The organism is Rhizobacter sp. OV335 (assembly GCF_900142965.1).
Classification (GTDB): Bacteria; Pseudomonadota; Gammaproteobacteria; order Burkholderiales; family Burkholderiaceae_C; genus Rhizobacter.
Genome location: NZ_FRCQ01000025.1, coordinates 82,251 through 103,630, shown reverse-complemented (window position 1 = coordinate 103,630; position 21,380 = coordinate 82,251). Strand labels below are relative to the sequence as shown.

Here is a 21,380-nt window from a genome sequence, read left to right as displayed (position 1 = left end):
GCCCAGCAGGTCAGGCATGCACCTTGACCGCGCAGGTCTTGTGCTCGATGTGATGGATGAACTCATCACGGAAGTGTTTGATCATCGCGCGCACCGGCATCGCCGCCGCATCGCCCAGCGCGCAGATGGTGCGGCCCTGGATGTTGTCGGCCACCGAGTTCAGCAGGTCGATGTCTTCCATGCGGCCCTGGCCGTGCTCGATGCGGTCGACCATGCGGTACAGCCAGCCGGTGCCTTCGCGGCACGGCGTGCACTGGCCGCAGCTCTCGTGCATGTAGAAGTACGACAGGCGCAGCAGGCTCTTGACCATGCAGCGCGAGTCGTCCATCACGATGACGGCGCCCGAGCCGAGCATCGAGCCGGCCTTCGCGATGGCGTCGTAGTCCATCGTCGTGTCCATCATGATCGACGCCGGCAGCACCGGGGCCGACGATCCGCCGGGGATCACCGCCTTCAGCGTGCGGCCCTGGCGCACGCCGCCGGCGAGTTCGAGCAGCTTCGAGAACGGCGTGCCCAGCGGCACCTCGAAGTTGCCGGGGCGCTCGACGTCGCCGACCACCGAGAAGATCTTGGTGCCGCCGTTGTTCGGCTTGCCGATCTCGAGGTAGGGCTGGCCGCCGTTGCGGATGATCCACGGCACCGCGGCGAAGGTCTCGGTGTTGTTGATCGTGGTCGGCTTGCCGTACAGGCCGTAGCTGGCCGGGAACGGCGGCTTGAAGCGCGGCTGGCCCTTCTTGCCTTCGAGCGATTCGAGCAGCGCGGTTTCTTCGCCGCAGATGTAGGCGCCGAAGCCGTGCGCGCCATGCAGTTGGAAGCTGAAGTTCGAGCCGAGGATCCGGTCGCCCAGGAATCCGGCCGCACGGGCTTCCTCCAGCGCGGCTTCGAAGCGGTCATACACCTCGAAGATCTCGCCGTGGATGTAGTTGTAGCCGACGCTGATGCCCATCGCGAACGCGGCGATCGCCATGCCTTCGATGACGATGTGCGGGTTGAACATCAGGATGTCGCGGTCCTTGCAGGTGCCCGGCTCGCCTTCGTCGGAGTTGCAGACGAGGTACTTCTGCCCCGGGAACTGGCGCGGCATGAAGCTCCACTTCAGGCCGGTCGGGAACCCCGCGCCGCCGCGGCCGCGCAGGCCGGAGGTCTTGACTTCGGCGATGACCTGCTCGGGCGTCATCGGCTCGCCGGTGGCGCCTGCGAATTCGCCGGTCAGGATCTTGCGCAGCGCCTGGTAGCCGCCGCGCGCGACGTAGTCCTTCAGCGACCAGTTGCTGCCGTTCAGGTCGGCATAGATCTGCGCGCCGATGTGGCGGCCGTGGAAGCAGGTCTCGGCACCGGTGGCCTGGAACTTCGAGAGGTCCAACAAGGGTTGCGACATGGTTCGGTTTCCGTTCACTTCGCCGCGCGCAGCGTGTCGACGAGTTCGTCGAGGCGCTGCTCGTTCATGAAGCTGCACATCTGGCGGTCGTTGACCAGCATCACCGGCGCATCGGCGCAGGCGCCCAGGCATTCGCTCTTCTGCACGGTGAAGAGCCCGTCGGCGGTGGTGCCGCCTTCGTCGACGCCGAGCCGGCTGCACAGGTGCTCGAGCGCGGTCTGGCCACTGCGCAGCTGGCACGGCAGGTTGGTGCAGACGTTGAGCTTGAAGGTGCCCCGCGGCTGCTGGTTGTACATGTTGTAGAAGGTCGTCACCTCGTGCACCGCGATCGGCGGCATGCCGAGGTACTCGGCAACCAGCTTCTCGCTGTCGGCCGAGACGAAGCCCTGCTCCTGCTGCACGATGGCCAGGCAGGCCATCACGGCGGACTGCTTCTGGTCGGCGGGGTACTTGGCCACTTCGCGGTCGAAGCGGACGCGGGTCGATTCCGAAATCATCGGTCGATTTCTCCAAACACGATGTCCATGGTGCCGATCACGGCAACGGCGTCGGCAATCATGTGGCCGCGCGCCATCTCGTCGAGCGCGGCAAGGTGCGCGAAGCCGGGGGCGCGGATCTTCAGGCGATACGGCTTGTTCGCACCGTCGCTGACGATGTAGATGCCGAACTCGCCCTTCGGGTGTTCCACCGCCGCGTAGGCCTCGCCTTCGGGCACGTGGAAGCCTTCGGTGAAGAGCTTGAAATGGTGGATCAGCTCTTCCATGCTGGACTTCATGTCCACGCGCCCGGGCGGCGCCACCTTGTGGTTCGCGGTGATGACCGGGCCGGTGGGGTTGGCACGCAGCCAGTCGACGCACTGCTGCACGATGCGGTTGGCCTGGCGCATCTCTTCGACGCGCACCAGGTAGCGGTCGTAGGTGTCGCCGTTGACGCCGACCGGCACGTCGAAGTCCATCTGGTCGTAGACGTCGTAGGGCTGCTTCTTGCGCAGGTCCCAGGCGATGCCCGAGCCGCGCAGCATCGGACCGCTGAAGCCGAGGTTCAGCGCGCGTTCGGGCGACACCACGCCGATGCCGACGGTGCGCTGCTTCCAGATGCGGTTGTCGGTCAGCAGCGTTTCGTAGTCGTCGACGTTCTTCGGGAAGCGCTTGCTGAAGTCTTCGATGAAGTCGAGCAGCGAACCCTGGCGGTTCTCGTTCAGGCGGCCGATGGTCTTCGCGTTGCGGACCTTCGAGGCCTTGTACTGCGGCATCGCGTCGGGCAGGTCGCGGTAGACGCCGCCCGGGCGGAAGTAGGCCGCGTGCATGCGCGCGCCCGACACCGCCTCGTACATGTCGAAGATGTCCTCGCGCTCGCGGAAGCAGTAGATGAGGATGTTCATCGCGCCGCAGTCGAGCCCGTGCGCGCCCAGCCACAGCAGGTGGTTCAGGATGCGGGTCAGCTCGGCGAACATCACGCGGATGTACTGCGCGCGCAGCGGCACGTCGACGCCCAGCAGGCGTTCGATGGCCAGGCAGTACGCATGCTCGTTGGACATCATCGACACGTAGTCGAGGCGGTCCATGTAGGGCAGCGACTGGATGTAGGTCTTGCTCTCGGCGAGCTTCTCGGTCGCGCGGTGCAGCAGGCCGATGTGCGGATCGGCGCGCTGGATCACTTCGCCGTCGAGCTCCAGCACAAGCCGCAGCACGCCGTGGGCTGCAGGGTGCTGGGGTCCGAAATTGAGCGTGTAGTTCTTGATTTCAGCCATGTCATCGCCTCGAGGCCCGAGCCTCTAGTGCAGCCCGCCGTAGTTGTCTTCGCGGATGATCCGGGGAGTGATCTCGCGCGGCTCGATCGTCACCGGCTGGTAGATCACGCGCTTCTGCTCGGGGTCGTAGCGCATCTCGACATGGCCCGAGGTCGGGAAATCCTTGCGGAACGGGTGGCCGATGAAGCCGTAGTCGGTCAGGATGCGGCGCAGGTCGACGTGGCCGTCGAACAGGATGCCGTACAGGTCGAAGGCCTCGCGCTCGAACCAGTTGGCCGAGTTCCAGATGTCGTTGACGGACGCGACCATCGGCAGGTCGTCATCGGGCGCGAACACCTTCAGGCGCAGCCGCCAGTTGTGCGTGATCGACAGCAGGTGCGAGGCGACGCAGTAGCGCAGGCCTTCGTTCGGCTGGTCCTTGTACGACGAATAGTCGAGGCCGCACAGGTCGACCAGCTGCTCGAAGCGCAGCGTGGGGTCGTCGCGCAGCACGAGTGCGACGGCGGCATAGTGCTCGGCGGTGACGGTCAGCGTGAGTTCACCGCGGTCGCGCACCAGGCGCTTGATCTTGCCGGCAAAGGCCGCTTCGAGCGCCGCCTGCAGGGTATCGAGTTTGCTCATGCGGGCTTTCAGCGGGCGATCGTGTTTTCGCGGCGGATCTTGGTCTGCAGCTGCAGCACGCCGTACAGCAGCGCCTCGGCCGTCGGCGGGCAGCCGGGCACGTAGACGTCGACCGGCACGATGCGGTCGCAGCCGCGCACCACCGAGTAGCTGTAGTGGTAGTAGCCGCCGCCGTTGGCGCACGAGCCCATCGACAGCACCCAGCGCGGCTCGGCCATCTGGTCATAGACCTTGCGCAGCGCCGGCGCCATCTTGTTGCACAGCGTGCCGGCGACGATCATCAGGTCGCTCTGGCGCGGGCTGGGGCGAAACAGCATGCCGAAGCGGTCGATGTCGTAGCGGGCGGCGCCCGCGTGCATCATTTCCACCGCGCAGCAGGCCAGACCGAAGGTCATGGGCCACAGCGAACCGGTCTTCGACCAGTTGATCAGCGTGTCGACGCTGGTGGTGACGAAGCCTTCCTTGAGAACGCCATCAATGCTCATAGCTCACTCCCAGTCAAGGGCGCCTTTTTTCCACTCGTAGGCAAAGCCGACGACGAGGATTCCCAGGAACACCATCATCGACCAGAAGCCCGCCGGACCGATTTCCTTGAGCGACACCGCCCACGGAAAGAGAAATGCAATCTCGAGGTCGAACAGGATGAAGAGAATCGCGACGAGGTAATAGCGCACGTCGAACTTCATGCGCGCGTCTTCGAAGGCCTCGAAGCCGCATTCGTAGGGGGAATTCTTCGCGGCGTCCGGCTTGTGCGGACCCAGCAGGAAACCGAGCACCTGAGGCGCTACGCCTACCCCTACGCCGACCAGGATGAACAGGATGACGGGCAGGTAGGGAGCGAGGTTCATGGTGTGGTTTGAGCGGTCTTGAAACAAACGAGGCACTGGGTAAGTGCCTCGTTCAAAGATCTGGTGCCGTCGGCGAGACTCGAACTCGCACAGCTTTCGCCACTACCCCCTCAAGATAGCGTGTCTACCAATTTCACCACGACGGCTGCACTCAAAATCGCTGTTCGGTTGGCATGAGGACTGGCTTACCGAACAGCCGCAAATTCTAACCTCAAAGACCCCGGGTTTACGCGCTGTGCACCGCAGTGCAGCACGACAGTCGGATACCCGCAAGCCTTCGAGCCTCAACTCACCCGCGAATCACTTGGTCGGGATCGCGCCCGCCCCCGACGCGGCCTGCACCGGCGCGGCCGGAACGACTGCAGCCGAAGCGGCGGCATCGGCCGGGATCGCGCCCGCACCCGAAGCCGCACCCGATGCGCCACCGACGGGAGCGCTTGCAGCGAGGCCCGGCGCGCGGTCGAGGATGGTCGAGGTACCCGACTGGGCCGCGCCGATCGCGCGCTCGTGCGAGAAGTACGCGAGCGTCAGCGTGCAAACGAAGAAGACCGCCGCGCACACCGCCGTCGAGCGCGACAGGAAGTTCGCGCTGCCGGTGGCACCGAACAGGCTGCCGGACGAGCCGCTGCCGAACGAGGCGCCCATGTCGGCCCCCTTGCCGTGCTGCACCAGCACCAGGCCGATCATGATCAGGGCCGCCAGCATCTGGATGGCCACGACGAAATTCAACAGCACTTGCATTGTTCTTGCTCCAGAAAAATCAGGGGCCGCGGATCAGGCCGCGGCTTTGCATATGGCCGCGAAATCCGCGGCCTTCAGTGACGCCCCGCCGATCAACCCGCCGTCGATGTCGGCTTGGGCAAACAGGCTGGCGGCGTTGTCGGCTTTCACACTCCCGCCGTACAACAACAACATCTCATCGGAATTCTGCGTCGCCGCGTGCAGCTGCGCGCGCAGCAGCGCATGCACCGCCTGCGCCTGCTCGGGCGAGGCGGTCCGGCCGGTGCCGATCGCCCACACCGGCTCGTAGGCCACGACGACCTGCGAGATGCAGTGCGCGAGCGTGTGGATCACCGCCGACAGCTGGCGCTTGACCACCGCATCGGTCTGGCCGGCCTCGCGCTCGGCCAGCGTCTCGCCGACGCAGACGATTGGCGTCAGCTTGTGGGCGAGCGCCGCCTTCGCCTTGTCGGCGACCAGTTGATCGGATTCGGCATGCAGCGCACGGCGCTCGGAGTGGCCGACGATCACGTAGCGGCAACCGAACTCGGCCAGCATCGAGGCCGACACCTCGCCGGTGAACGCACCGCTGTCGTGCTTCGAGCAATCCTGCGCGCCCCAGGCGAGGCGCTGGCCTTGCAATGACAGCGCGACCTCGCCGAGGTACGGGAACGGTGCGCACACCGCGACGTCGGCATCGAACGGACCTGCGGCCACCAGCCCGGCCAGCAGCTCGGCATTCGCCACGCGGCTGCCGTTCATCTTCCAGTTGCCGACGACGAGTTTGCGACGCATGCCCGAAGCTCCTTGTTGAGCACTCACCATGTGAGCACCAGCTTGCCGATGTGCTGGTTCGATTCCATCAGCGTGTGGGCCTCGGCCGCCTGCGCGGCCGGGAACACCTGGTGGATCACCGGCTTCACGCGGCCGGCTTCGAGCCACGGCCACACCTGCTGGCGCAGCGCCTTCGCGATCGCGGTCTTGAACGCGACCGAGCGCGGGCGCAGCGTCGAGCCGCTGATCGTCAGCCGCCGGCGCAGCACGGCACCGGCGTCGATCTGCGCTGCGGTGCCGCCCTGCACCGCGATCAGCGCGATGCGGCCGTCGTCGGCCAGGCACTGCAGCTCGCGGGCGATGTAGTCGCCGGCCACCATGTCGAGGATCACGTCGGCGCCACGGCCATCGGTGACCCGCTTCACTTCGGCGACGAAGTCGTGCGTGCGGTAGTTGATCGCGTGGTCGGCGCCGAGCGCCACGCAGGCGGCGCACTTGTCGTCGCTGCCGGCCGTCGCGATCACGCGCGCGCCGAAGGCCTTGGCCAGCTGGATCGCGGTGACGCCGATGCCGCTGGTGCCGCCCTGCACCAGCAGCGTCTCGCCGGCCTGCAGGTGCGCGCGCTCGAACACGTTGGACCAGACGGTGAAGAAGGTCTCGGGCAGGCTGGCGGCCTCGATGTCGCTGAAGCCCTTCGGCACCGGCAGGCACTGGCCGACCGGTGCGACGCACAGCTCGGCATAGCCGCCACCGGCGACCAGCGCGCAGACACGGTCGCCGACCGCGATGCCAGCCTCGGCCAGCGCCGCCGCATCGCCATCGACCACCTCGCCCGCGACCTCCAGCCCCGGCAGGTCGGACGCGCCCGGCGGCACCGGGTACAGGCCCTTGCGTTGCAGCACGTCGGGCCGGTTGATGCCCGACGCGGCCACGCGGATCAGCAACTCGCCGGCCGCAGGCACCGGTGCCGCGCGCTCGATGGCGCGCAGCACGTCGGGCGCGCCGGGGGTGGTGATCGCGATGGCTTTCATCGGAAGCTCGGTGGGCAGGACGCCGCCACACGGCCACCGCGTCGAGACGCAGCAGCCGCGCGGCCGGTCATCACTCCTGCACAGGCGCCTGGTCGCGGTCGATCAGGGCCTTCATCGACAGCTTGACGCGGCCCTTCTCGTCGGTCTCGAGCACCTTGACCTTGACGATCTGGCCTTCCTTCAGGAAGTCGGTGACCTTCTCGACGCGCTGGTGCGCGATCTGGCTGATGTGCAGCAGGCCGTCCTTGCCCGGCAGCAGGTTGACCAGTGCACCGAACTCGAGCAGCTTGGTGATCGGGCCTTCGTAGATCTTGCCCACTTCGACTTCGGCGGTGATCTCTTCGATGCGCTTCTTCGCGTAGGCGGCCTTGTCGGAGTCGGCCGACGCGATGGTGATGGTGCCGTCTTCGCCGATGTCGATCGTCGTGCCGGTTTCTTCGGTCAGCGCACGGATGGTCGCGCCACCCTTGCCGATCACGTCACGGATCTTCTCCGGGTTGATCTTCATCGTGTACAGGCGCGGGGCGAACTGCGAGACCTCGGTCTTGGCTTCACCCATCGCCTCGGTCATCTTGCCGAGGATGTGCAGGCGCGCTTCCTTGGCCTGCGCCAGTGCGACCTGCATGATTTCCTTCGTGATGCCCTGGATCTTGATGTCCATCTGCAGCGCGGTCACGCCGGCGGTCGTGCCGGCCACCTTGAAGTCCATGTCGCCGAGGTGATCTTCATCGCCGAGGATGTCGGTCAGCACCGCGAAGCGGTTGCCGTCCTTGATCAGGCCCATCGCGATGCCGGCGACGTGCGCCTTCAGCGGCACGCCGGCGTCCATCAGCGCGAGGCAGCCGCCGCACACCGAGGCCATCGACGACGAACCGTTCGATTCGGTGATCTCCGAGACCACGCGCATCGAGTACGGGAACTCGACGCGGTCCGGCAGCACCGCGACCAGCGCGCGCTTGGCGAGGCGGCCGTGGCCGATCTCGCGGCGCTTCGGGGTGCCGACACGGCCGGTTTCGCCGGTGGCGAACGGGGGCATGTTGTAGTGCAGCATGAAGTGCTCGCTGAACTCGCCGGCGAGTGCATCGATCTTCTGCGAATCGCGGTCGGTGCCGAGCGTCGCGGCGACCAGCGCCTGCGTCTCGCCACGGGTGAACAGCGCCGAGCCGTGGACGCGCGGCAGCACGCCGTTGCGGATCTCGATCGCGCGCACGGTGCGGGTGTCGCGGCCGTCGATGCGGGGCTCGCCCGACAGGATCTGGCTGCGCACGATGCGGGCTTCGATGTCGAACAGCACGTTGTCGACCTTGACCTTGTCGACCACGACGCCTTCAGCCGTCAGCGCGGCGACGACCGACGCGGTGGCTTCGCGCGTGGCCTGCGTGCGGGCCTGCTTCGAGCGGATCTGGTAGGCGGCGCGCAGCTTCTCTTCGGCCAGGCCGGTGATCTTGCCGATGAAGGCTTCGTCCTTGGCGGGCGCGGCCCAGTCCCAGGACGGCTTGCCGGCGTCACGCACCAGCTCGTTGATCGCGGCAATGGCGATCTTGCTCTGGTCATGGCCGTAGACCACGCCGCCGAGCATGATCTCTTCGCTCAGTTGCTGGGCCTCGGATTCGACCATCAGCACGGCGGCTTCGGTGCCGGCGACGACCAGGTCCATCTGCGAATCGAGCAGCTGGGTCTTGCCCGGGTTCAGCACGTACTGGCCGTTGACGTAGCCGACGCGTGCGGCACCGATCGGGCCGTTGAACGGGATGCCGGAGATCGCGAGCGCGGCGCTCGAGCCGATCAGCGCGGCGATGTCGGCCGAGACTTCCGGGTTCAGCGACAGCACGTGGATCACGACCTGGACTTCGTTGTAGAAGCCTTCGGGGAACAGCGGGCGCAGCGGGCGGTCGATCAGGCGCGAGGTCAGCGTCTCGAGTTCGCTCGGGCGGCCTTCACGCTTGAAGAAGCTGCCGGGGATCTTGCCGGCGGCATAGGTCTTCTCGATGTAGTCGACGGTCAGCGGGAAGAAATCCTGGCCCGGCTTCGCGTTCTTGGCACCGACCACGGTGGCGAGGATGACGGTGTCCTCGATGTTGACCAGCACGGCACCGCTCGACTGGCGGGCGATCTCGCCGGTTTCCAGCGTGACCGAGTGCTGGCCCCATTGGAAGGTCTTGGTGACTTTGTTGAACATGCTCATGTCATTTCTCCGGTTTGTTGTCAGCGCCTCGTGAGGGCGGCGCCTTTCGACCCGGAACTGCGGCAACCTGGCGCGATGCCATTCCAGCGGCGCTCATGACTTCGAACGCTGGTGGAATGACACATCGTCATCTGTGGGTGCTCAGCTCCAAAAGCGCAAAGAGCCTGTGCTGGTGATCCAGACAGGCTCTCGGCTTTCATTCGCGGATTACTTGCGCAGACCCAGCTTCTGGATCAGCGCGGTGTAGCGGTCGGCATCGGTCTTGCGCAGGTAAGCCAGCAGGCTCTTGCGGGTGTTGACCATCTTCAGCAGGCCGCGGCGACCGTGGTGGTCCTTCAGGTGCAGCTTGAAGTGGGGGGTCAGCTCGTTGATGCGGGCGGTCAGCAGGGCCACTTGCACTTCGGGGGACCCGGTGTCGTTGGCGGTGCGGGCATTGGCCTTGACGATCTCGGCCTTGTTCAGATCTGCGACGGACATGTCAGTTTCCTGATGTTCCCGCCCTCTGGCTTGTCAGCCTTTTCGTGGGCGGGAGGTTGCTACTTGCGGTCGCGGGTGAAACTGACCCGCGCCGTGCGATTTGCCTGGCGCCCTGGGCACCCATCTGGATGGGATCAGGACGCAAAGCCCGTCGATTATAGCCTCAACGCGCGTTTCAGCCGATCCACCCCGTCCACCAGCCGCGCCGGGTCGCGCGATGCGAAGCACCAGCGCAGCCAGCCCTCGGCCTCGTCGCCGAAGGCCGCGCCGGGCGCCAGGCCCAGCCCGACGCCGGTGACCAGCCGCTTGGCCAGCGCCAGCGAATCGTCTTCGCCGTCGACGCGGAAGAACGCATACATGCCGCCCGCCGGCATCGCGAGCGTGACGCCCGGCAGCGCCTGCAGGCGCGGCACCAGCGTGTCGCGGCAGGTCTTCAGCCGCCCGATCAGGCCCGGCACGAAGCCGTCGGCGCCCTGCAGTGCCGCGATGCCGGCGCGCTGCACGAACACCGGCGCACACGAGGTGTTGAATTCGATCAGCTTGCCGATGTCGGCCGTCAGCGCCGACGGCACGACCAGCGAGCCGAGCCGCCAGCCGGTCATCAGGAAGCTCTTCGAGAAGCTGTGGGCGACCACCAACCGGTCATCGGCCTCGGCGATGTCGAGGAAGCTCGGCGCTGCTGCGTGGTCCGGCCCGTAGTACAGCCGCTCGTAGACCTCGTCGGCGACGATCCAGGTGCCGGTGCGGCGGCAGTGGTCGAGCACCGCCTGCTGCTCGGCGCGGGTCATCGTCCAGCCGGTCGGGTTGTTCGGCGCGTTGACGAGCAGCAGCCGGGTCTTGCCGGTGATCGCGGCCAGCAGGCGCTCGAGGTCGAGCTGCCACGCACCGTCGCGCACCTGCAGCGACACCCGCTTCACGTCGGCACCGAGGATCGCCGGCTGCGCGGTGATGTTCGGCCACACCGGCACCACCGCGACCACCTCGTCGCCGGCGCCGACCAGCGCCTGCGTCGCGATCATCAGCCCGTTGACACCCGACGACGTGACCGCGATGCGCCCGGCATCGACCGGCCGGTGCAGCCCGCTCGCGTAGCCCGCCAGCACCTCGCGCAACTCCGGCAGGCCGAGGTTGTGCGCATACGCCGTCTCGCCGCGGCGCAGCGATGCGACCGCGGCCTCGGTGACGAAGTCCGGCGTCGGCTCGTCGCTCTCGCCGAACCAGAACGGCAGCACGTCGGCGCGGCCGATCGCCGCATTCGCGACCTCGCGGATCTTCGATGCCGGCAGGTTCGCAATCACATCTCTCATGGGCGCTCCATCGCACAGCGGTGTGGCATCTCGGTCTGGGATTCGGTGAGCTGCAGCACGGTCTTGAAGCCGTAACCGGAGCCCTCGTTGTCGAAGCGCACGCCAGGGCTGCCGACGCGCTGCATCACGCTGACGACCAGCGGCTGCTCGAACTGGTGGTCGCCGGCGCGCATCGTGCCATGGTGGAAGCCGCCGAGGTGGCGCGGGTCCAGCTTCAGGCCTTCGAGCGCGCGCGCCACCGCCAGCGGGTCGGCGCTGCCGGCCTTCTCGATCGCGGTCGCCAGCATCTCGACCATCGCCTGCATGCGCATGTGCACGTAGTCGTCCTGCGGGCTCGGGAAGCGCTCGCGAAAAGCCGCATAGAACTTGTCCGACGCCGCGCCGCCAACGTTCGGATGCCATTCAGCCACCGCCAGCACACGGTCGACACCGGCCTCGCCGATCGCCGCCGGCGCGCCGAGTGCGTTGCCGTAGAAGGTGTAGAAGCGCGCATCCAGCCCGGCCTCGCGCCCGGCGCGGATCAGCAGCGTCAGGTCGTTGCCCCAGTTGCCGGTCAGCACCGCCTGCGCACCGCTCGCCTTGATCTTCGCTGCGTACGGCAGGAAATCCTTGATGCGGCCGAGCGGGTGCAGTTCGTCGCCGACGATCTCGATGTCGGGCCGCTTGGCCGCGAGCATCGTGCGCGCCTGGCGCAGCACGCTCTGGCCGAAGCTGTAGTCCTGGCCGATCAGGTAGACCTTCTTCACGCGCGCATCGGCGGCCAGCACGTCGGTCAGCGCCTGCAGCCGCATGTCGGCATGCGCATCGAAGCGGAAGTGCCAGAAGCTGCACTTCTCGTTCGTCAGCGCCGGGTCGACGGCCGAGTAGTTCAGGAAGATCGCGCGACGCGATGGTTCGCGCTGGTTCTGCTTGTTCAGCGCCTCGATCAGCACGGCCGCGGTGGCCGAGCTGTTGCCTTGCATCACGACGCCGATCTTCTGGTCGATGGCCGAGCGCAGCAGCGACAGCGCCTCTTCATTGCTGCCCTTGCTGTCGAAGCGCACCAGCTCGAGCGGATGGCGGCCGTCCGGCAGGTTCACGCCGCCGCGCTGGTTCACGCGCTCGACGGCCCACAGCAGGTTGCGGTAGACCGCCTCGCCGGCGTTCGCGAACGCGCCGGACAGGCCTTCGATCAAGGCCACGCGCACCGGCTCCGGTGCCGCAGTGGCTGCAGGCGCCGCGATCCCCTGCCCTGCCAGCGCCAGCCCCGCCAGCACTGCAGCACAGCGCTTCACCCAACGCACGATCTTCATTTTTCAACCCACTTGAAAACAAAAATGCCGCTCCAAGTTTCAGCGGCATGGTTGCTGCGCTGTGCAGCGATTGAATGGATTGTAGGAGCCATCATGTTCGTTCTGACCCCCTCGCTGTCGTCGCGCCGTGCCACCTCGCTGGAACGCGCTTTCGATCACCTGTTCGCCGACCGCCTGCCGCCCGCCCCGGCGCAGCCGCGCGTGCCCGCCCTCGACGTCGTCGAGAGCGATACTGCGTACACGCTGACGCTGGACCTGCCGGGCCTCGCGAAAGACCAGCTGAAGGTCTCGGTGGAAGGCCGCCGCGTGACGCTGGAAGCCGGTGACGCGAAGACCGCCGACGCCAAGGAAGGCGAGCGCGTGCTGTACCGCGAACGCGCCGCCGCGCATTACGCCCGCACGGTCGCGCTGCCGGCCGAAGTGGACCAGGCGAACTCGAACGCGAAGTTCGAGAACGGCGTGCTGACGCTGACGCTCGCCAAGCGCGTGCCGACCGGCGCGACGCAGATCAGCATCAGCTGATCACAGCCGCGTCGGCGGCGGCAAGCGACGCCAGCGGCCAGCGCGGCTTCACGTCGAAGCCGTAGTCATGGCCGGCTGCCGCGCCACGCTGCAGCCGCATCGCGGCGGCGAGCGCAATCATCGCGCCGTTGTCGGTGCACAGCGCCAGTTCGGGGTAATGCACCCTGACCTGGCGCTTCGCACATTCGGCGTTCAACTGCGCGCGCAAGCGGCTGTTCGCACCGACCCCGCCGGCAACGACGAGCCGCTTCAGCCCGGTCTGCTTCAGCGCCGCGAGCGACTTCTTCAGCAGCACCTCGACGATCGCGGCCTGCGTCGACGCGGCCACGTCGGCGCGCTGCACGTCGGTCGGCGTGTCGCCGAGCTTGCGCAGCTGCGTCATCACCGCGGTCTTCAGCCCGGCGAACGAGAAATCGAGGTCGCCGCTGTGCAGCAGCGGCCGCGGCAGCGCGTAGGCGTCGGGCCGGCCCGATTCGGCGAGTTGCGCCAGCGCCGGCCCGCCCGGGTAGCCGAGCCCGAGCAGCTTGGCCGACTTGTCGAAGGCCTCGCCGGCCGCATCGTCGATGCTTTCGCCGAGCAGTTCGTAGCGGCCGACCTCGTCGACCCGCATCAGCTGCGTGTGGCCGCCGGACACCAGCAGCGCGACGAACGGAAACGCCGGCGGATCGCTTGCGAGGAACGGCGACAGCAGGTGGCCTTCGAGGTGGTGCACGCCGAGCACCGGCTTGCCGAGCGCCGCCGCCAGCGCGCACGCGACACCGGCCCCCACCAGCAGCGCCCCCGCCAGGCCCGGCCCGCGCGTGAACGCCACCACGTCGATCTCGGCCAGCGTCGCGCCGGCTTCGTGCAGCACTTGCTCGGTCAACGGCAGCACGCGCCGGATGTGATCGCGCGAGGCCAGCTCCGGCACCACGCCGCCATAGGCCTGGTGCATCGCGATCTGGCTGTGCAGCGCGTGGGCCAGCAGGGTCGGCACCCCGGTCGGGCCGGCCTCCACCAGCGCCACGCCCGTTTCGTCACACGATGATTCCACGCCCAGGACCTTCATCCACCCAGTGTAGCCAGCGCGTTCGCACGGCCCGTCGGCGCCAAATCCGTCACGGCCGACACAAGGGTTTACCCTTTATCCCTATCCGACCCCCTTCCCCGTTCGGCCGCGGGCGACTACCCTCCGAGCCCGAGCAGTGCATCGAAGCAACTGCCAACTACAACAACGTCGTTAGGGAACCCCCATGAAGGAATACCGCCTGTTGGCCTGGACGGAGCTACCAGCGCCGTTCCATCGCACCGCGTATCGCCGGATGCTGAGCGACATGTCGCACCGGCACATGACGCTGGAGCAACTCGCTTCCATCGCCGGGCTGAAGCGCCAGGAGGTGCAACTCTTCATCGACGCGCTCGAAGCGCAAGGCCTGCTCGAAGAACGCGAGTTCGACGTGCCGCACACCGATTCGGTGTTCGACTCGCTGCGGCCGCTGGGTGGCTGGATCCGCCGCGCACTGCACACGACACCTCACGAGCGCTGATTTTCCGGCGATCCGGCACACGGCGCGCCCACCGCGTGGCGCGGATGTTGCTGCGTTCGCCTCCATGAAGCCGCCGCGCGCGCCGACCGCCCCGGTCCTGCGCATCGTCATCGTTGCCCCCGACACGCTCGCCCCCGACGGCAGCGAAGGCGCGCCCGACCCGATCGAGGCCGAGCGCTCGCGGGCGCTGCGCATCGGGCTGCTGGAGAACGGCTACAACATCGTCGCGGTGCTGCCGGCCGACGTCTACCTGCCGGACCGGCTGGCGCAGATCCAGCCCGACATGATCATCATCGACGCCGAGAGCCAGGCGCGTGACACGCTGGAGCATGTCGTGATGGCCACCCGCGATGCGCGCCGGCCGATCGTGCTGTTCACCGACGACGACGACACCAGCCATGTGCCCGACGCGATCGCCGCCGGCGTCACCGCCTACGTGGTGGCAGGCCTCGCGCCGGAGCGGGTGAAGCCGGTGCTGGATGTCGCGATGGCGCGCTTCCGGCATGAAGAAGGCCTGCGCCGCGAGCTGGCCGATGCACGCACCGAGCTCTCGGATCGCAAGCTGATCGACCGCGCGAAGGGCCTGCTGATGTCGCGCCAGGGCCTGACCGAAGAAGCCGCCTACGCGCGGCTGCGCAAGGCCGCGATGGACAAGGGCCTGCGGCTGGCCGACGTCGCCCAGCGCATCCTCGACGTCTCCGACCTGCTGGGCTGAACGCACTCCGGCAGTGCGGCATGCGGCGCAATTGGTGCGTCGCAGCATCTCCACCCTGCCCTGTTCCCCGGAAGACCGCTGTGGCACGCCGCTTGCGTAAGCCCCTGGCGGAAGGTCAACGGCGATCTTCCACAGACATCCGCACGCACCAAGGTTGGCGCGAGGCGGGTCGGACGATGGCGTCCCCACGTGACAGGCCCCGCCTGCATCGTGCGGACGCCTTTTTGTTTTTGCTTTCCGAGAACCTGAGCCACGCCATGACAAGCCCACTCACGCGAAAGAACCTGATGAGCCGCCGAACCCTGATCAAAGCCGCTGCCGCCGGCGGTGCAGCCGGCCTGGTGCCGGGGCTGCAGAGCGCCGTGTACGCGCAAGGCTCCGACAAGCCCGAGAAGGAAGAAGTGCGCATCGGCTTCATCCCGCTGACCGACTGCGCGTCGGTCGTGATGGCCTCGGTGCTCGGCTTCGACAAGAAGTACGGCGTCAAGATCATCCCGACCAAGGAGGCCTCGTGGGCCGGCGTGCGCGACAAGCTGGTCAACGGCGAGCTCGACATGGCACACGTGCTGTACGGCCTGGTCTACGGCGTGCACCTGGGCATCAGCGGTCCGAAGAAGGACATGGCCGTGCTGATGAGCCTGAACAACAACGGCCAGGCCATCACCTTGTCGAAGGCTCTGGCCGACAAAGGTGCCGTGGATGGCGGCTCGCTGGCGAAGGTGATGTCCAGGGAGAAGCGCGAGTACACCTTCGCCGGCACCTTCCCGACCGGTACCCACGCCATGTGGATGCACTACTGGCTGGCCGCCTCGGGCATCAACCCCGTCAGCGGCGCCAAGCTGATCACCGTGCCGCCGCCGCAGATGGTGGCCAACATGCGCGTCGGCAACATGGACGGCTTCTGTGTGGGCGAGCCCTGGGGCCACCGCGCGATCATGGACAACATCGGCATCACCGCCGTGACCACGCAGGACATCTGGCGCGACCATCCGGAGAAGGTGCTCGGCACCACCGCCGATTTCGCCAAGAAGAATCCGAACACCTGCCGCGCCGTGATGATGGCCGTGCTCGAAGCGAGCCGCTGGATCGATGCGAGCCTGCAGAACAAGCTGAAGATGGCCGAGACGGTGGCCGACAAGTCGTACGTCAACACCGGTGTCGACGCGATCAACCAGCGCATCCTGGGCCGCTACCAGAACGGCCTGGGCAAGACCTGGGACGACCCCAACCACATGAAGTTCTTCAACGACGGTGCGGTGAACTACCCGTACCTGAGCGACGGCATGTGGTTCCTGACGCAGCACAAGCGCTGGGGCTTGCTGAAGGAGCACCCGGACTACCTGGGCGTCGCGAAGCAGATCAACCAGATCGATCTGTACAAGCAGGTCGCCACGGCGATGAAGATCAGCATACCCACGGATCCGATGCGCAGCAGCAAGCTGATCGACGGCATCGTCTGGGATGGCAAGGATCCTGCGAAGTACGCCGACAGCTTCAAGATCAAGGCCTGAGGGCCACCCAAGGAGAACGCCATGGTCAGTGCCGTGTTTCACTCTCCGCTCGGAGGCGCCGACGACGAGGCGCCTGCCGCCTCGCCCGCTGCTGCCGCCACTGCTGCGCCAACTGCAGCGCCGGCTCCCGCCACCCCGGTGCCTCGCATGCCCTTCGACTGGAACGGGCTGCTGTTGAAGGTGCTGCCGCCGCTGATCGGCATCGGTTTGCTGGTCGGCATCTGGGCGCTGCTGACGATGAACGGCGGCAGTTTCCCGACGCCGGCCGCGACCTTCACCGAAGCGGTCAAGCTGTTCTCGGACCCGTTCTACAGCAAGGGCCCGAACGACCAGGGCATCGGCTGGAACATCCTGTTCTCGCTGCAGCGCGTCGCGATCGGCTTCGGGCTGGCGGCGCTGGTCGGCATCCCGGCGGGTTTCCTGATCGGGCGCTTCAGTTTCCTGAACCACATGGCCTCGCCGCTGATCAGCCTGCTGCGCCCGGTGTCACCGCTGGCGTGGCTGCCGATCGGGCTGCTGGTGTTCAAGGCCGCGAACCCGGCGGCGATCTGGACGATCTTCATCTGCTCGATCTGGCCGATGATCATCAACACCGCGGTCGGCGTGCAGCGCGTGCCGGCCGACTACCTGAACGTGGCGCGCGTGCTGAACCTGTCGGAGTGGAAGGTGATGACGCGCATCCTGTTCCCTGCGGTGCTGCCGTACATGCTGACCGGCGTGCGGCTGAGCGTGGGCACGGCCTGGCTGGTGATCGTCGCGGCCGAGATGCTGACCGGTGGCGTCGGCATCGGCTTCTGGGTGTGGGACGAGTGGAACAACCTGAACGTCACGCACATCCTGATCGCGATCTTCGTGATCGGCATCGTCGGGCTGCTGCTCGAATGGGCGCTGATCGCGGTGGCCAAACGCTTCACCTACGACGAGGTCTGACCATGGCATCGAACTCCAGCTTCATCGAGGTGCACCAGGCCGAGATGGTCTTCAGCACGAAGAAGGGCCGCTTCCATGCGCTGCGCGAGATCGACCTGTCGGTCGCCAAGGGCGAATTCGTCACGCTGATCGGGCACTCGGGCTGCGGCAAGTCGACGCTGCTGAACCTGATCGCCGGACTCACGCTGCCGACCGGCGGCTCGCTGATCTGCGATGGCCGCGAGATCGCTGCCCCCGGGCCGGAGCGCGCGGTGGTGTTCCAGAACCACTCGCTGCTGCCGTGGCTCACCTGCCACGAGAACGTGCACCTCGCGGTCGAGCGGGTGTTCGGCGCGAGCGAATCGAAGGTGCAGTTGAAGGAACGCTCGCTCGCGGCGCTAGCGCTCGTCAACATGGCGCATGCGGCGGGCAAGCGCCCGCATGAGATCTCCGGCGGCATGAAGCAGCGGGTGGGCATCGCACGGGCGCTGGCGATGGAGCCCAAGGTGCTGCTGATGGACGAGCCCTTCGGCGCGCTCGATGCGCTGACCCGCGCCCATCTTCAGGACGAACTGCTGAAAATCGTCGCGCGCACGCACAGCACGGTGGTGATGGTGACGCACGATGTCGACGAGGCAGTGCTGCTGTCGGACCGGATCGTGATGATGACCAACGGGCCGGCGGCGACGATCGGCGAGATCCTGTCGATCGACCTGGCCCGGCCGCGCGATCGGGTCGAGTTGGCGGAAGATCACCAGTACGTGCACTATCGCAAAGAGGTGCTGGACTTTCTCTACACGCGGCACGGCCACGTCGAGCAGGCCGCCTGAGCGTCAGTGGTAGTCGTCTTCGCGTTGATGCCTGACCGCGAGGACCGTGACCGTCCCGGCGTTCTCGATCTCGTACAACGCGACGTAGCCCCTGCCGCGAAGCGGAATGATCAGCTCCCGCTGGAACGCGCTGCCGGCTGACGATTTCCGGTACAGGAACGGTGCGTGACCGAGGCGGTGCTCGACCTCGTCGCGAATGGTGTCGATGGCAAGCTGCGCGTGATCGAAGTCTTCGATCGTTTCAGCCTCCTGCAACAGGAAATCGAAGAGTTCGATGAGGTCGTTGCGGGCTGCGTCGGTGTAGCGGACCTTGAAATTCCCGCTCATCCCAGCACGCGTTTGCGCCGATCGTCCAGCCTGCGCTGAAGTTCATCGTGCACATCGGCCGCTGCATGGTAGACCCCGGTTCGCCGCGCCTCTTCCGCGGAACTCAACCCGCGTGCGATGAATTCGTCCTGCATGCGTCGGCGCTGGATGGTGTCCCGCACGGCCGTCTCGATCAGGCTGCTCAGCGTTTCCCCCTCGCGAAGCACGCTTTCGGCAGCCTCTCGCAGTTCGGCATCGACGCGAAGCGAAGGGAATGTGGACGGCTTCATGGAGTGCGTTGCAATTGCGACGCGTCGAGTGTAGCCGCGACCGAAGACCCCATCGAGTGGCACACTCCTTGCTTGAAGAACTGCGGCAAGAGCGATGCGCTTGTCGTCTATCTCCTCAGTAGGGCCCGGCCCTTTCCGAACCGCCTGATCCGCATGGGTCAGGCGGTTTTTTTACGCCAGGATCAGTGGTTTTCCTTGGCGTGGTTGATCGTGTACTTCGGGATCTCGATCGTCACGTCGGTCTGCGACAGGATCGCCTGGCACGACAGGCGCGATTGCGGCTCCAGGCCCCAGGCGCGGTCCAGCAGGTCTTCCTCCGATTCGTCCATCTCGCCGAGCGACGAGAAGCCTTCGCGCACCACGACGTGGCAGGTCGTGCACGCGCAGCTCAGTTCGCAAGCGTGCTCGATCTCGATTCCGTTCTCCAGCAGGGCCTCGCAGACCGAGGTGCCCGGCGTGGCGGTGATCTGCGTGCCGGTCGGGCAGTACTCGGGGTGGGGCAGGATCTTGATGACAGGCATGGGGGCTCAGACTTCCTCGACGCGCCGGCCGGCCAGCGCCTGCCGGATGCCGCGGTTCATGCGCTCGGCCGCAAAGGCTTCGGTGCCCTTGGCCAGCGCCTCGACGGCGGCGTCGATCTGGTGGTGATCTTCGGATTCGCGGCTCGCTTCGAGCGCCGCGAGCAGTTGGGTGATCGCGGCCTGCTCGTCGGCGCTCAGCAGGTCGCCATCGGCGGCCAGCGCGGAACGCGTCGCGAGCAGCATGCGCTCGGCCTCGACGCGCGACTCGCGCAGGCTGCGCGCGCGCATGTCGGCATCGGCGGTGCTGAAGCTCTCGGTCAGCATGCGCGCGACCTCGTCGTCGGACAGGCCGTAACTCGGCTTCACGGTGATCGCGGCCTCGACGCCCGACACCTCCTCGCGCGCGCTGACGCTCAGCAGCCCGTCGGCATCGACCTGGAAGCTGACGCGGATGCGCGCCGCACCAGCCACCATCGGCGGCATGCCGCGCAGCTCGAAGCGCGCGAGCGAGCGGCAATCGCTGACCAGTTCGCGCTCGCCCTGCACCACGTGCAGCGCCATCGCGGTCTGGCCGTCCTTGAAGGTCGTGAACTCCTGCGCGCGCGCGGTCGGGATCGTGCTGTTGCGCGGGATGATGCGCTCGACCAGGCCACCCATCGTCTCGAGGCCGAGCGACAGCGGGATCACGTCGAGCAGCAGCAGTTCGTCGGCACCGGCATTGCCGGCCAGCGCATTGGCCTGGATCGCGGCGCCGAGCGCGACGACCTCGTCCGGGTTCAGGTTGGTCAGCGGCGTCTTGCCGAAGAACCCGGCGACCGCCGACTGCACCATCGGCATGCGCGTCGAGCCGCCGACCATCACGACGCCCTGCACTTCGTCCTTCGACGCCTGCGCATCGCGCAGCACCTTGCGCACCGCCGCCAGCGTGCGTGCCATCAGCGCGGCACCCAGCGATTCGAACTGCTCGCGCGTCACGCGCACCGACAACTCGCCGGACGACAGCGGGCTCGCGAGCGTGGCATGGTCGGCCGACGACAGCTTCTCTTTCGCGGCGCGCGCGGCCACCAGCACCGCCCGCTTGTCCTGCGGCGTGTCCGCGCGCAGGCCGGCTTGGTCCAGCGCCCAGTCGGCGAGCGTGCGATCGAAATCGTCGCCGCCCAGTGCCGAATCGCCGCCGGTCGCAACGACCTCGAACACGCCCTTCGTCAGCTTCAGCAGCGAGATGTCGAAGGTGCCGCCGCCCAGGTCGTAGACCGCGTACAGCCCTTCGGAGCCGTTCTCCAGCCCGTAGGCGATCGCCGCGGCGGTCGGCTCGTTGATCAGGCGCAGCACATTCAGGCCGGCGAGCTGCGCGGCGTCTTTGGTGGCCTGGCGCTGCGCGTCGTCGAAATAGGCCGGCACCGTGATGACCGCGCCGAACAGGTCGTCGGCGAAGGTGTCTTCGGCACGGTAGCGCAGCGTCGCGAGGATCTCGGCCGACACCTCGACCGGCGACTTCACGCCGTCGATCGTGCGCAGCTGCACCATGCCGGGCGCATCGACAAAATCGTACGGGAGCTTCTCGACGTGCGCGATGTCGCGCAGCCCGCGTCCCATGAAGCGCTTGACCGACACGATGGTGTTGGCCGGATCGATCGCGGCCTGCGCCAGCGCAGCGTGGCCGATCTCGCGCCGCCCCTCGGGCAGGTAGCGCACCGCCGACGGCAGGATCACGTGGCCGGCTTCGTCCGGCAGGCATTCGGACACGCCGTTGCGCACCGCGGCGACCAGCGAATGCGTGGTGCCGAGGTCGATGCCGACCGCAATGCGGCGCTGGTGGGGATCGGGGGCGCCCCCGGGTTCGGAAATTTGCAGCAGGGCCATGGTG

Annotated in this window: 24 protein-coding genes and 1 tRNA gene; 6 read left to right on the top strand and 19 right to left on the bottom strand. The window is 67.1% G+C overall.

All coding sequences use genetic code 11. The features are described 5' to 3' along the window. Positions 1 to 10: 10 nt before the first annotated feature. From nuoF to BUE42_RS23220, 14 genes are all read right to left on the bottom strand, one after another. Positions 11 to 1,378 (bottom strand): NADH-quinone oxidoreductase subunit NuoF, encoded by a 1,368-nt coding sequence (gene nuoF / locus BUE42_RS23285; RefSeq protein WP_073467675.1) that lies wholly within the window; start codon positions 1,376 to 1,378, stop codon positions 11 to 13. Positions 1,379 to 1,392: 14 nt separating this feature from the next. Beyond that, complete coding sequence (nuoE, locus tag BUE42_RS23280; protein ID WP_073467674.1) at positions 1,393 to 1,875, bottom strand: NADH-quinone oxidoreductase subunit NuoE family protein; 483 nt, start codon at positions 1,873 to 1,875, stop codon at positions 1,393 to 1,395. Beyond that, positions 1,872 to 3,128, bottom strand: a complete 1,257-nt coding sequence (locus BUE42_RS23275) for an NADH-quinone oxidoreductase subunit D (protein ID WP_073467673.1) — start codon at positions 3,126 to 3,128, stop codon at positions 1,872 to 1,874. Before BUE42_RS23275 ends, nuoE begins: the two co-directional genes overlap by 4 nt. A 24-nt stretch (positions 3,129 to 3,152) precedes the next feature. Beyond that, positions 3,153 to 3,749, bottom strand: a complete 597-nt coding sequence (locus tag BUE42_RS23270; RefSeq protein WP_073467672.1) for an NADH-quinone oxidoreductase subunit C — start codon at positions 3,747 to 3,749, stop codon at positions 3,153 to 3,155. Positions 3,750 to 3,757: 8 nt separating this feature from the next. Then, a complete protein-coding gene (locus BUE42_RS23265; RefSeq protein ID WP_047502926.1) occupies positions 3,758 to 4,234 on the bottom strand; it encodes a NuoB/complex I 20 kDa subunit family protein in 477 nt (158 codons plus the stop codon). A gap of 3 nt (positions 4,235 to 4,237) precedes the next feature. Beyond that, positions 4,238 to 4,597 (bottom strand): NADH-quinone oxidoreductase subunit A, encoded by a 360-nt coding sequence (locus tag BUE42_RS23260; protein WP_047502928.1) that lies wholly within the window; start codon positions 4,595 to 4,597, stop codon positions 4,238 to 4,240. Positions 4,598 to 4,658: 61 nt separating this feature from the next. After that, positions 4,659 to 4,743, bottom strand: a tRNA-Leu gene (locus BUE42_RS23255). Positions 4,744 to 4,897: 154 nt separating this feature from the next. Beyond that, entirely contained in the window at positions 4,898 to 5,338 is a 441-nt protein-coding gene (gene secG / locus BUE42_RS23250; protein ID WP_073467671.1) for a preprotein translocase subunit SecG, read from the bottom strand. Between the two features lie 33 nt (positions 5,339 to 5,371). Beyond that, a complete protein-coding gene (tpiA, locus tag BUE42_RS23245; protein ID WP_073467670.1) occupies positions 5,372 to 6,112 on the bottom strand; it encodes a triose-phosphate isomerase in 741 nt (246 codons plus the stop codon). 23 nt (positions 6,113 to 6,135) lie between these two features. Further along, positions 6,136 to 7,122, bottom strand: coding sequence for an NAD(P)H-quinone oxidoreductase (locus BUE42_RS23240; protein WP_073467669.1), 987 nt, complete (start codon positions 7,120 to 7,122; stop codon positions 6,136 to 6,138). Positions 7,123 to 7,192: 70 nt separating this feature from the next. After that, complete coding sequence (pnp, locus tag BUE42_RS23235) at positions 7,193 to 9,307, bottom strand: polyribonucleotide nucleotidyltransferase (RefSeq protein ID WP_073467668.1); 2,115 nt, start codon at positions 9,305 to 9,307, stop codon at positions 7,193 to 7,195. A gap of 207 nt (positions 9,308 to 9,514) precedes the next feature. Beyond that, entirely contained in the window at positions 9,515 to 9,784 is a 270-nt protein-coding gene (rpsO, locus tag BUE42_RS23230) for a 30S ribosomal protein S15 (RefSeq protein ID WP_073467667.1), read from the bottom strand. Positions 9,785 to 9,939: 155 nt separating this feature from the next. Next, entirely contained in the window at positions 9,940 to 11,091 is a 1,152-nt protein-coding gene (locus BUE42_RS23225; RefSeq protein WP_073467666.1) for a pyridoxal phosphate-dependent aminotransferase, read from the bottom strand. Beyond that, positions 11,088 to 12,383, bottom strand: a complete 1,296-nt coding sequence (locus BUE42_RS23220) for a branched-chain amino acid ABC transporter substrate-binding protein (RefSeq protein ID WP_073467665.1) — start codon at positions 12,381 to 12,383, stop codon at positions 11,088 to 11,090. Before BUE42_RS23220 ends, BUE42_RS23225 begins: the two co-directional genes overlap by 4 nt. Positions 12,384 to 12,476: 93 nt before the next feature. Here BUE42_RS23220 and BUE42_RS23215 point away from each other — a divergent pair, with 93 nt between their 5' ends. Further along, complete coding sequence (locus tag BUE42_RS23215; RefSeq protein WP_073467664.1) at positions 12,477 to 12,905, top strand: Hsp20/alpha crystallin family protein; 429 nt, start codon at positions 12,477 to 12,479, stop codon at positions 12,903 to 12,905. On the opposite strand, the gene tsaD is transcribed toward BUE42_RS23215, so the two are convergent. Then, entirely contained in the window at positions 12,898 to 13,953 is a 1,056-nt protein-coding gene (tsaD, locus tag BUE42_RS23210; RefSeq protein WP_073467663.1) for a tRNA (adenosine(37)-N6)-threonylcarbamoyltransferase complex transferase subunit TsaD, read from the bottom strand. The two genes, BUE42_RS23215 and tsaD, sit on opposite strands and share 8 nt — an antisense overlap. A 184-nt stretch (positions 13,954 to 14,137) precedes the next feature. On the opposite strand from tsaD, the gene BUE42_RS23205 reads away from it, so the two are divergent. The 5 genes from BUE42_RS23205 (at position 14,138) to BUE42_RS23185 (ending at position 18,396) form a co-directional block, all read left to right on the top strand. After that, positions 14,138 to 14,431: a hypothetical protein gene (locus BUE42_RS23205; protein WP_143171705.1), complete on the top strand. Its 294-nt coding sequence runs from the start codon at positions 14,138 to 14,140 to the stop codon at positions 14,429 to 14,431. Positions 14,432 to 14,495: 64 nt separating this feature from the next. Further along, positions 14,496 to 15,146 carry an ANTAR domain-containing response regulator gene (locus BUE42_RS23200; protein ID WP_073467661.1) on the top strand — a complete coding sequence of 217 codons (651 nt, stop codon included), beginning with the start codon at positions 14,496 to 14,498 and terminating at the stop codon, positions 15,144 to 15,146. Positions 15,147 to 15,433: 287 nt separating this feature from the next. Continuing rightward, the gene (locus BUE42_RS23195) at positions 15,434 to 16,657 is read left to right on the top strand and encodes a CmpA/NrtA family ABC transporter substrate-binding protein (protein ID WP_369822992.1); all 1,224 of its coding nucleotides are present in this window, start codon (positions 15,434 to 15,436) and stop codon (positions 16,655 to 16,657) included. Positions 16,658 to 16,678: 21 nt separating this feature from the next. Beyond that, complete coding sequence (ntrB, locus tag BUE42_RS23190; RefSeq protein ID WP_073467659.1) at positions 16,679 to 17,587, top strand: nitrate ABC transporter permease; 909 nt, start codon at positions 16,679 to 16,681, stop codon at positions 17,585 to 17,587. Between the two features lie 2 nt (positions 17,588 to 17,589). Next, positions 17,590 to 18,396: an ABC transporter ATP-binding protein gene (locus BUE42_RS23185; RefSeq protein ID WP_073467658.1), complete on the top strand. Its 807-nt coding sequence runs from the start codon at positions 17,590 to 17,592 to the stop codon at positions 18,394 to 18,396. A gap of 3 nt (positions 18,397 to 18,399) precedes the next feature. Here the strand turns inward: BUE42_RS23185 and BUE42_RS23180 are convergent, their stop codons facing one another. The 4 genes from BUE42_RS23180 to hscA form a co-directional block, all read right to left on the bottom strand. Next, positions 18,400 to 18,723, bottom strand: a complete 324-nt coding sequence (locus BUE42_RS23180) for a type II toxin-antitoxin system RelE/ParE family toxin (protein WP_073467657.1) — start codon at positions 18,721 to 18,723, stop codon at positions 18,400 to 18,402. Continuing rightward, positions 18,720 to 18,992: a YlcI/YnfO family protein gene (locus BUE42_RS23175; RefSeq protein ID WP_073467656.1), complete on the bottom strand. Its 273-nt coding sequence runs from the start codon at positions 18,990 to 18,992 to the stop codon at positions 18,720 to 18,722. The genes BUE42_RS23180 and BUE42_RS23175 overlap by 4 nt, the downstream gene beginning before the upstream one ends. 182 nt (positions 18,993 to 19,174) lie before the next feature. Further along, on the bottom strand, positions 19,175 to 19,513 hold the full coding sequence (gene fdx, locus BUE42_RS23170; RefSeq protein ID WP_047502959.1) for an ISC system 2Fe-2S type ferredoxin: 339 nt from the start codon (positions 19,511 to 19,513) through the stop codon (positions 19,175 to 19,177). A 6-nt stretch (positions 19,514 to 19,519) separates the two neighbouring features. Then, positions 19,520 to 21,376 (bottom strand): Fe-S protein assembly chaperone HscA, encoded by a 1,857-nt coding sequence (hscA, locus tag BUE42_RS23165; protein WP_073467655.1) that lies wholly within the window; start codon positions 21,374 to 21,376, stop codon positions 19,520 to 19,522. Positions 21,377 to 21,380: the final 4 nt, after the last annotated feature.

Coding starts and splice junctions, on each gene's coding strand:
- pnp (WP_073467668.1), bottom strand. CDS start 9,307: ATGAGCATGTTCAACAAAGTCACCAAGACCTTCCAATGGGGCCAGCAC.
- tsaD (WP_073467663.1), bottom strand. CDS start 13,953: ATGAAGGTCCTGGGCGTGGAATCATCGTGTGACGAAACGGGCGTGGCG.
- BUE42_RS23185 (WP_073467658.1), top strand. CDS start 17,590: ATGGCATCGAACTCCAGCTTCATCGAGGTGCACCAGGCCGAGATGGTC.
- BUE42_RS23175 (WP_073467656.1), bottom strand. CDS start 18,992: ATGAAGCCGTCCACATTCCCTTCGCTTCGCGTCGATGCCGAACTGCGA.
- BUE42_RS23270 (WP_073467672.1), bottom strand. CDS start 3,749: ATGAGCAAACTCGATACCCTGCAGGCGGCGCTCGAAGCGGCCTTTGCC.
- BUE42_RS23200 (WP_073467661.1), top strand. CDS start 14,496: ATGAAGCCGCCGCGCGCGCCGACCGCCCCGGTCCTGCGCATCGTCATC.
- tpiA (WP_073467670.1), bottom strand. CDS start 6,112: ATGCGTCGCAAACTCGTCGTCGGCAACTGGAAGATGAACGGCAGCCGC.
- hscA (WP_073467655.1), bottom strand. CDS start 21,376: ATGGCCCTGCTGCAAATTTCCGAACCCGGGGGCGCCCCCGATCCCCAC.
- fdx (WP_047502959.1), bottom strand. CDS start 19,513: ATGCCTGTCATCAAGATCCTGCCCCACCCCGAGTACTGCCCGACCGGC.
- ntrB (WP_073467659.1), top strand. CDS start 16,679: ATGGTCAGTGCCGTGTTTCACTCTCCGCTCGGAGGCGCCGACGACGAG.
- BUE42_RS23260 (WP_047502928.1), bottom strand. CDS start 4,597: ATGAACCTCGCTCCCTACCTGCCCGTCATCCTGTTCATCCTGGTCGGC.
- BUE42_RS23205 (WP_143171705.1), top strand. CDS start 14,138: ATGAAGGAATACCGCCTGTTGGCCTGGACGGAGCTACCAGCGCCGTTC.
- BUE42_RS23225 (WP_073467666.1), bottom strand. CDS start 11,091: ATGAGAGATGTGATTGCGAACCTGCCGGCATCGAAGATCCGCGAGGTC.
- BUE42_RS23195 (WP_369822992.1), top strand. CDS start 15,434: ATGAGCCGCCGAACCCTGATCAAAGCCGCTGCCGCCGGCGGTGCAGCC.
- BUE42_RS23215 (WP_073467664.1), top strand. CDS start 12,477: ATGTTCGTTCTGACCCCCTCGCTGTCGTCGCGCCGTGCCACCTCGCTG.
- BUE42_RS23240 (WP_073467669.1), bottom strand. CDS start 7,122: ATGAAAGCCATCGCGATCACCACCCCCGGCGCGCCCGACGTGCTGCGC.
- BUE42_RS23275 (WP_073467673.1), bottom strand. CDS start 3,128: ATGGCTGAAATCAAGAACTACACGCTCAATTTCGGACCCCAGCACCCT.
- BUE42_RS23265 (WP_047502926.1), bottom strand. CDS start 4,234: ATGAGCATTGATGGCGTTCTCAAGGAAGGCTTCGTCACCACCAGCGTC.
- BUE42_RS23180 (WP_073467657.1), bottom strand. CDS start 18,723: ATGAGCGGGAATTTCAAGGTCCGCTACACCGACGCAGCCCGCAACGAC.
- rpsO (WP_073467667.1), bottom strand. CDS start 9,784: ATGTCCGTCGCAGATCTGAACAAGGCCGAGATCGTCAAGGCCAATGCC.
- BUE42_RS23220 (WP_073467665.1), bottom strand. CDS start 12,383: ATGAAGATCGTGCGTTGGGTGAAGCGCTGTGCTGCAGTGCTGGCGGGG.
- nuoE (WP_073467674.1), bottom strand. CDS start 1,875: ATGATTTCGGAATCGACCCGCGTCCGCTTCGACCGCGAAGTGGCCAAG.
- secG (WP_073467671.1), bottom strand. CDS start 5,338: ATGCAAGTGCTGTTGAATTTCGTCGTGGCCATCCAGATGCTGGCGGCC.
- nuoF (WP_073467675.1), bottom strand. CDS start 1,378: ATGTCGCAACCCTTGTTGGACCTCTCGAAGTTCCAGGCCACCGGTGCC.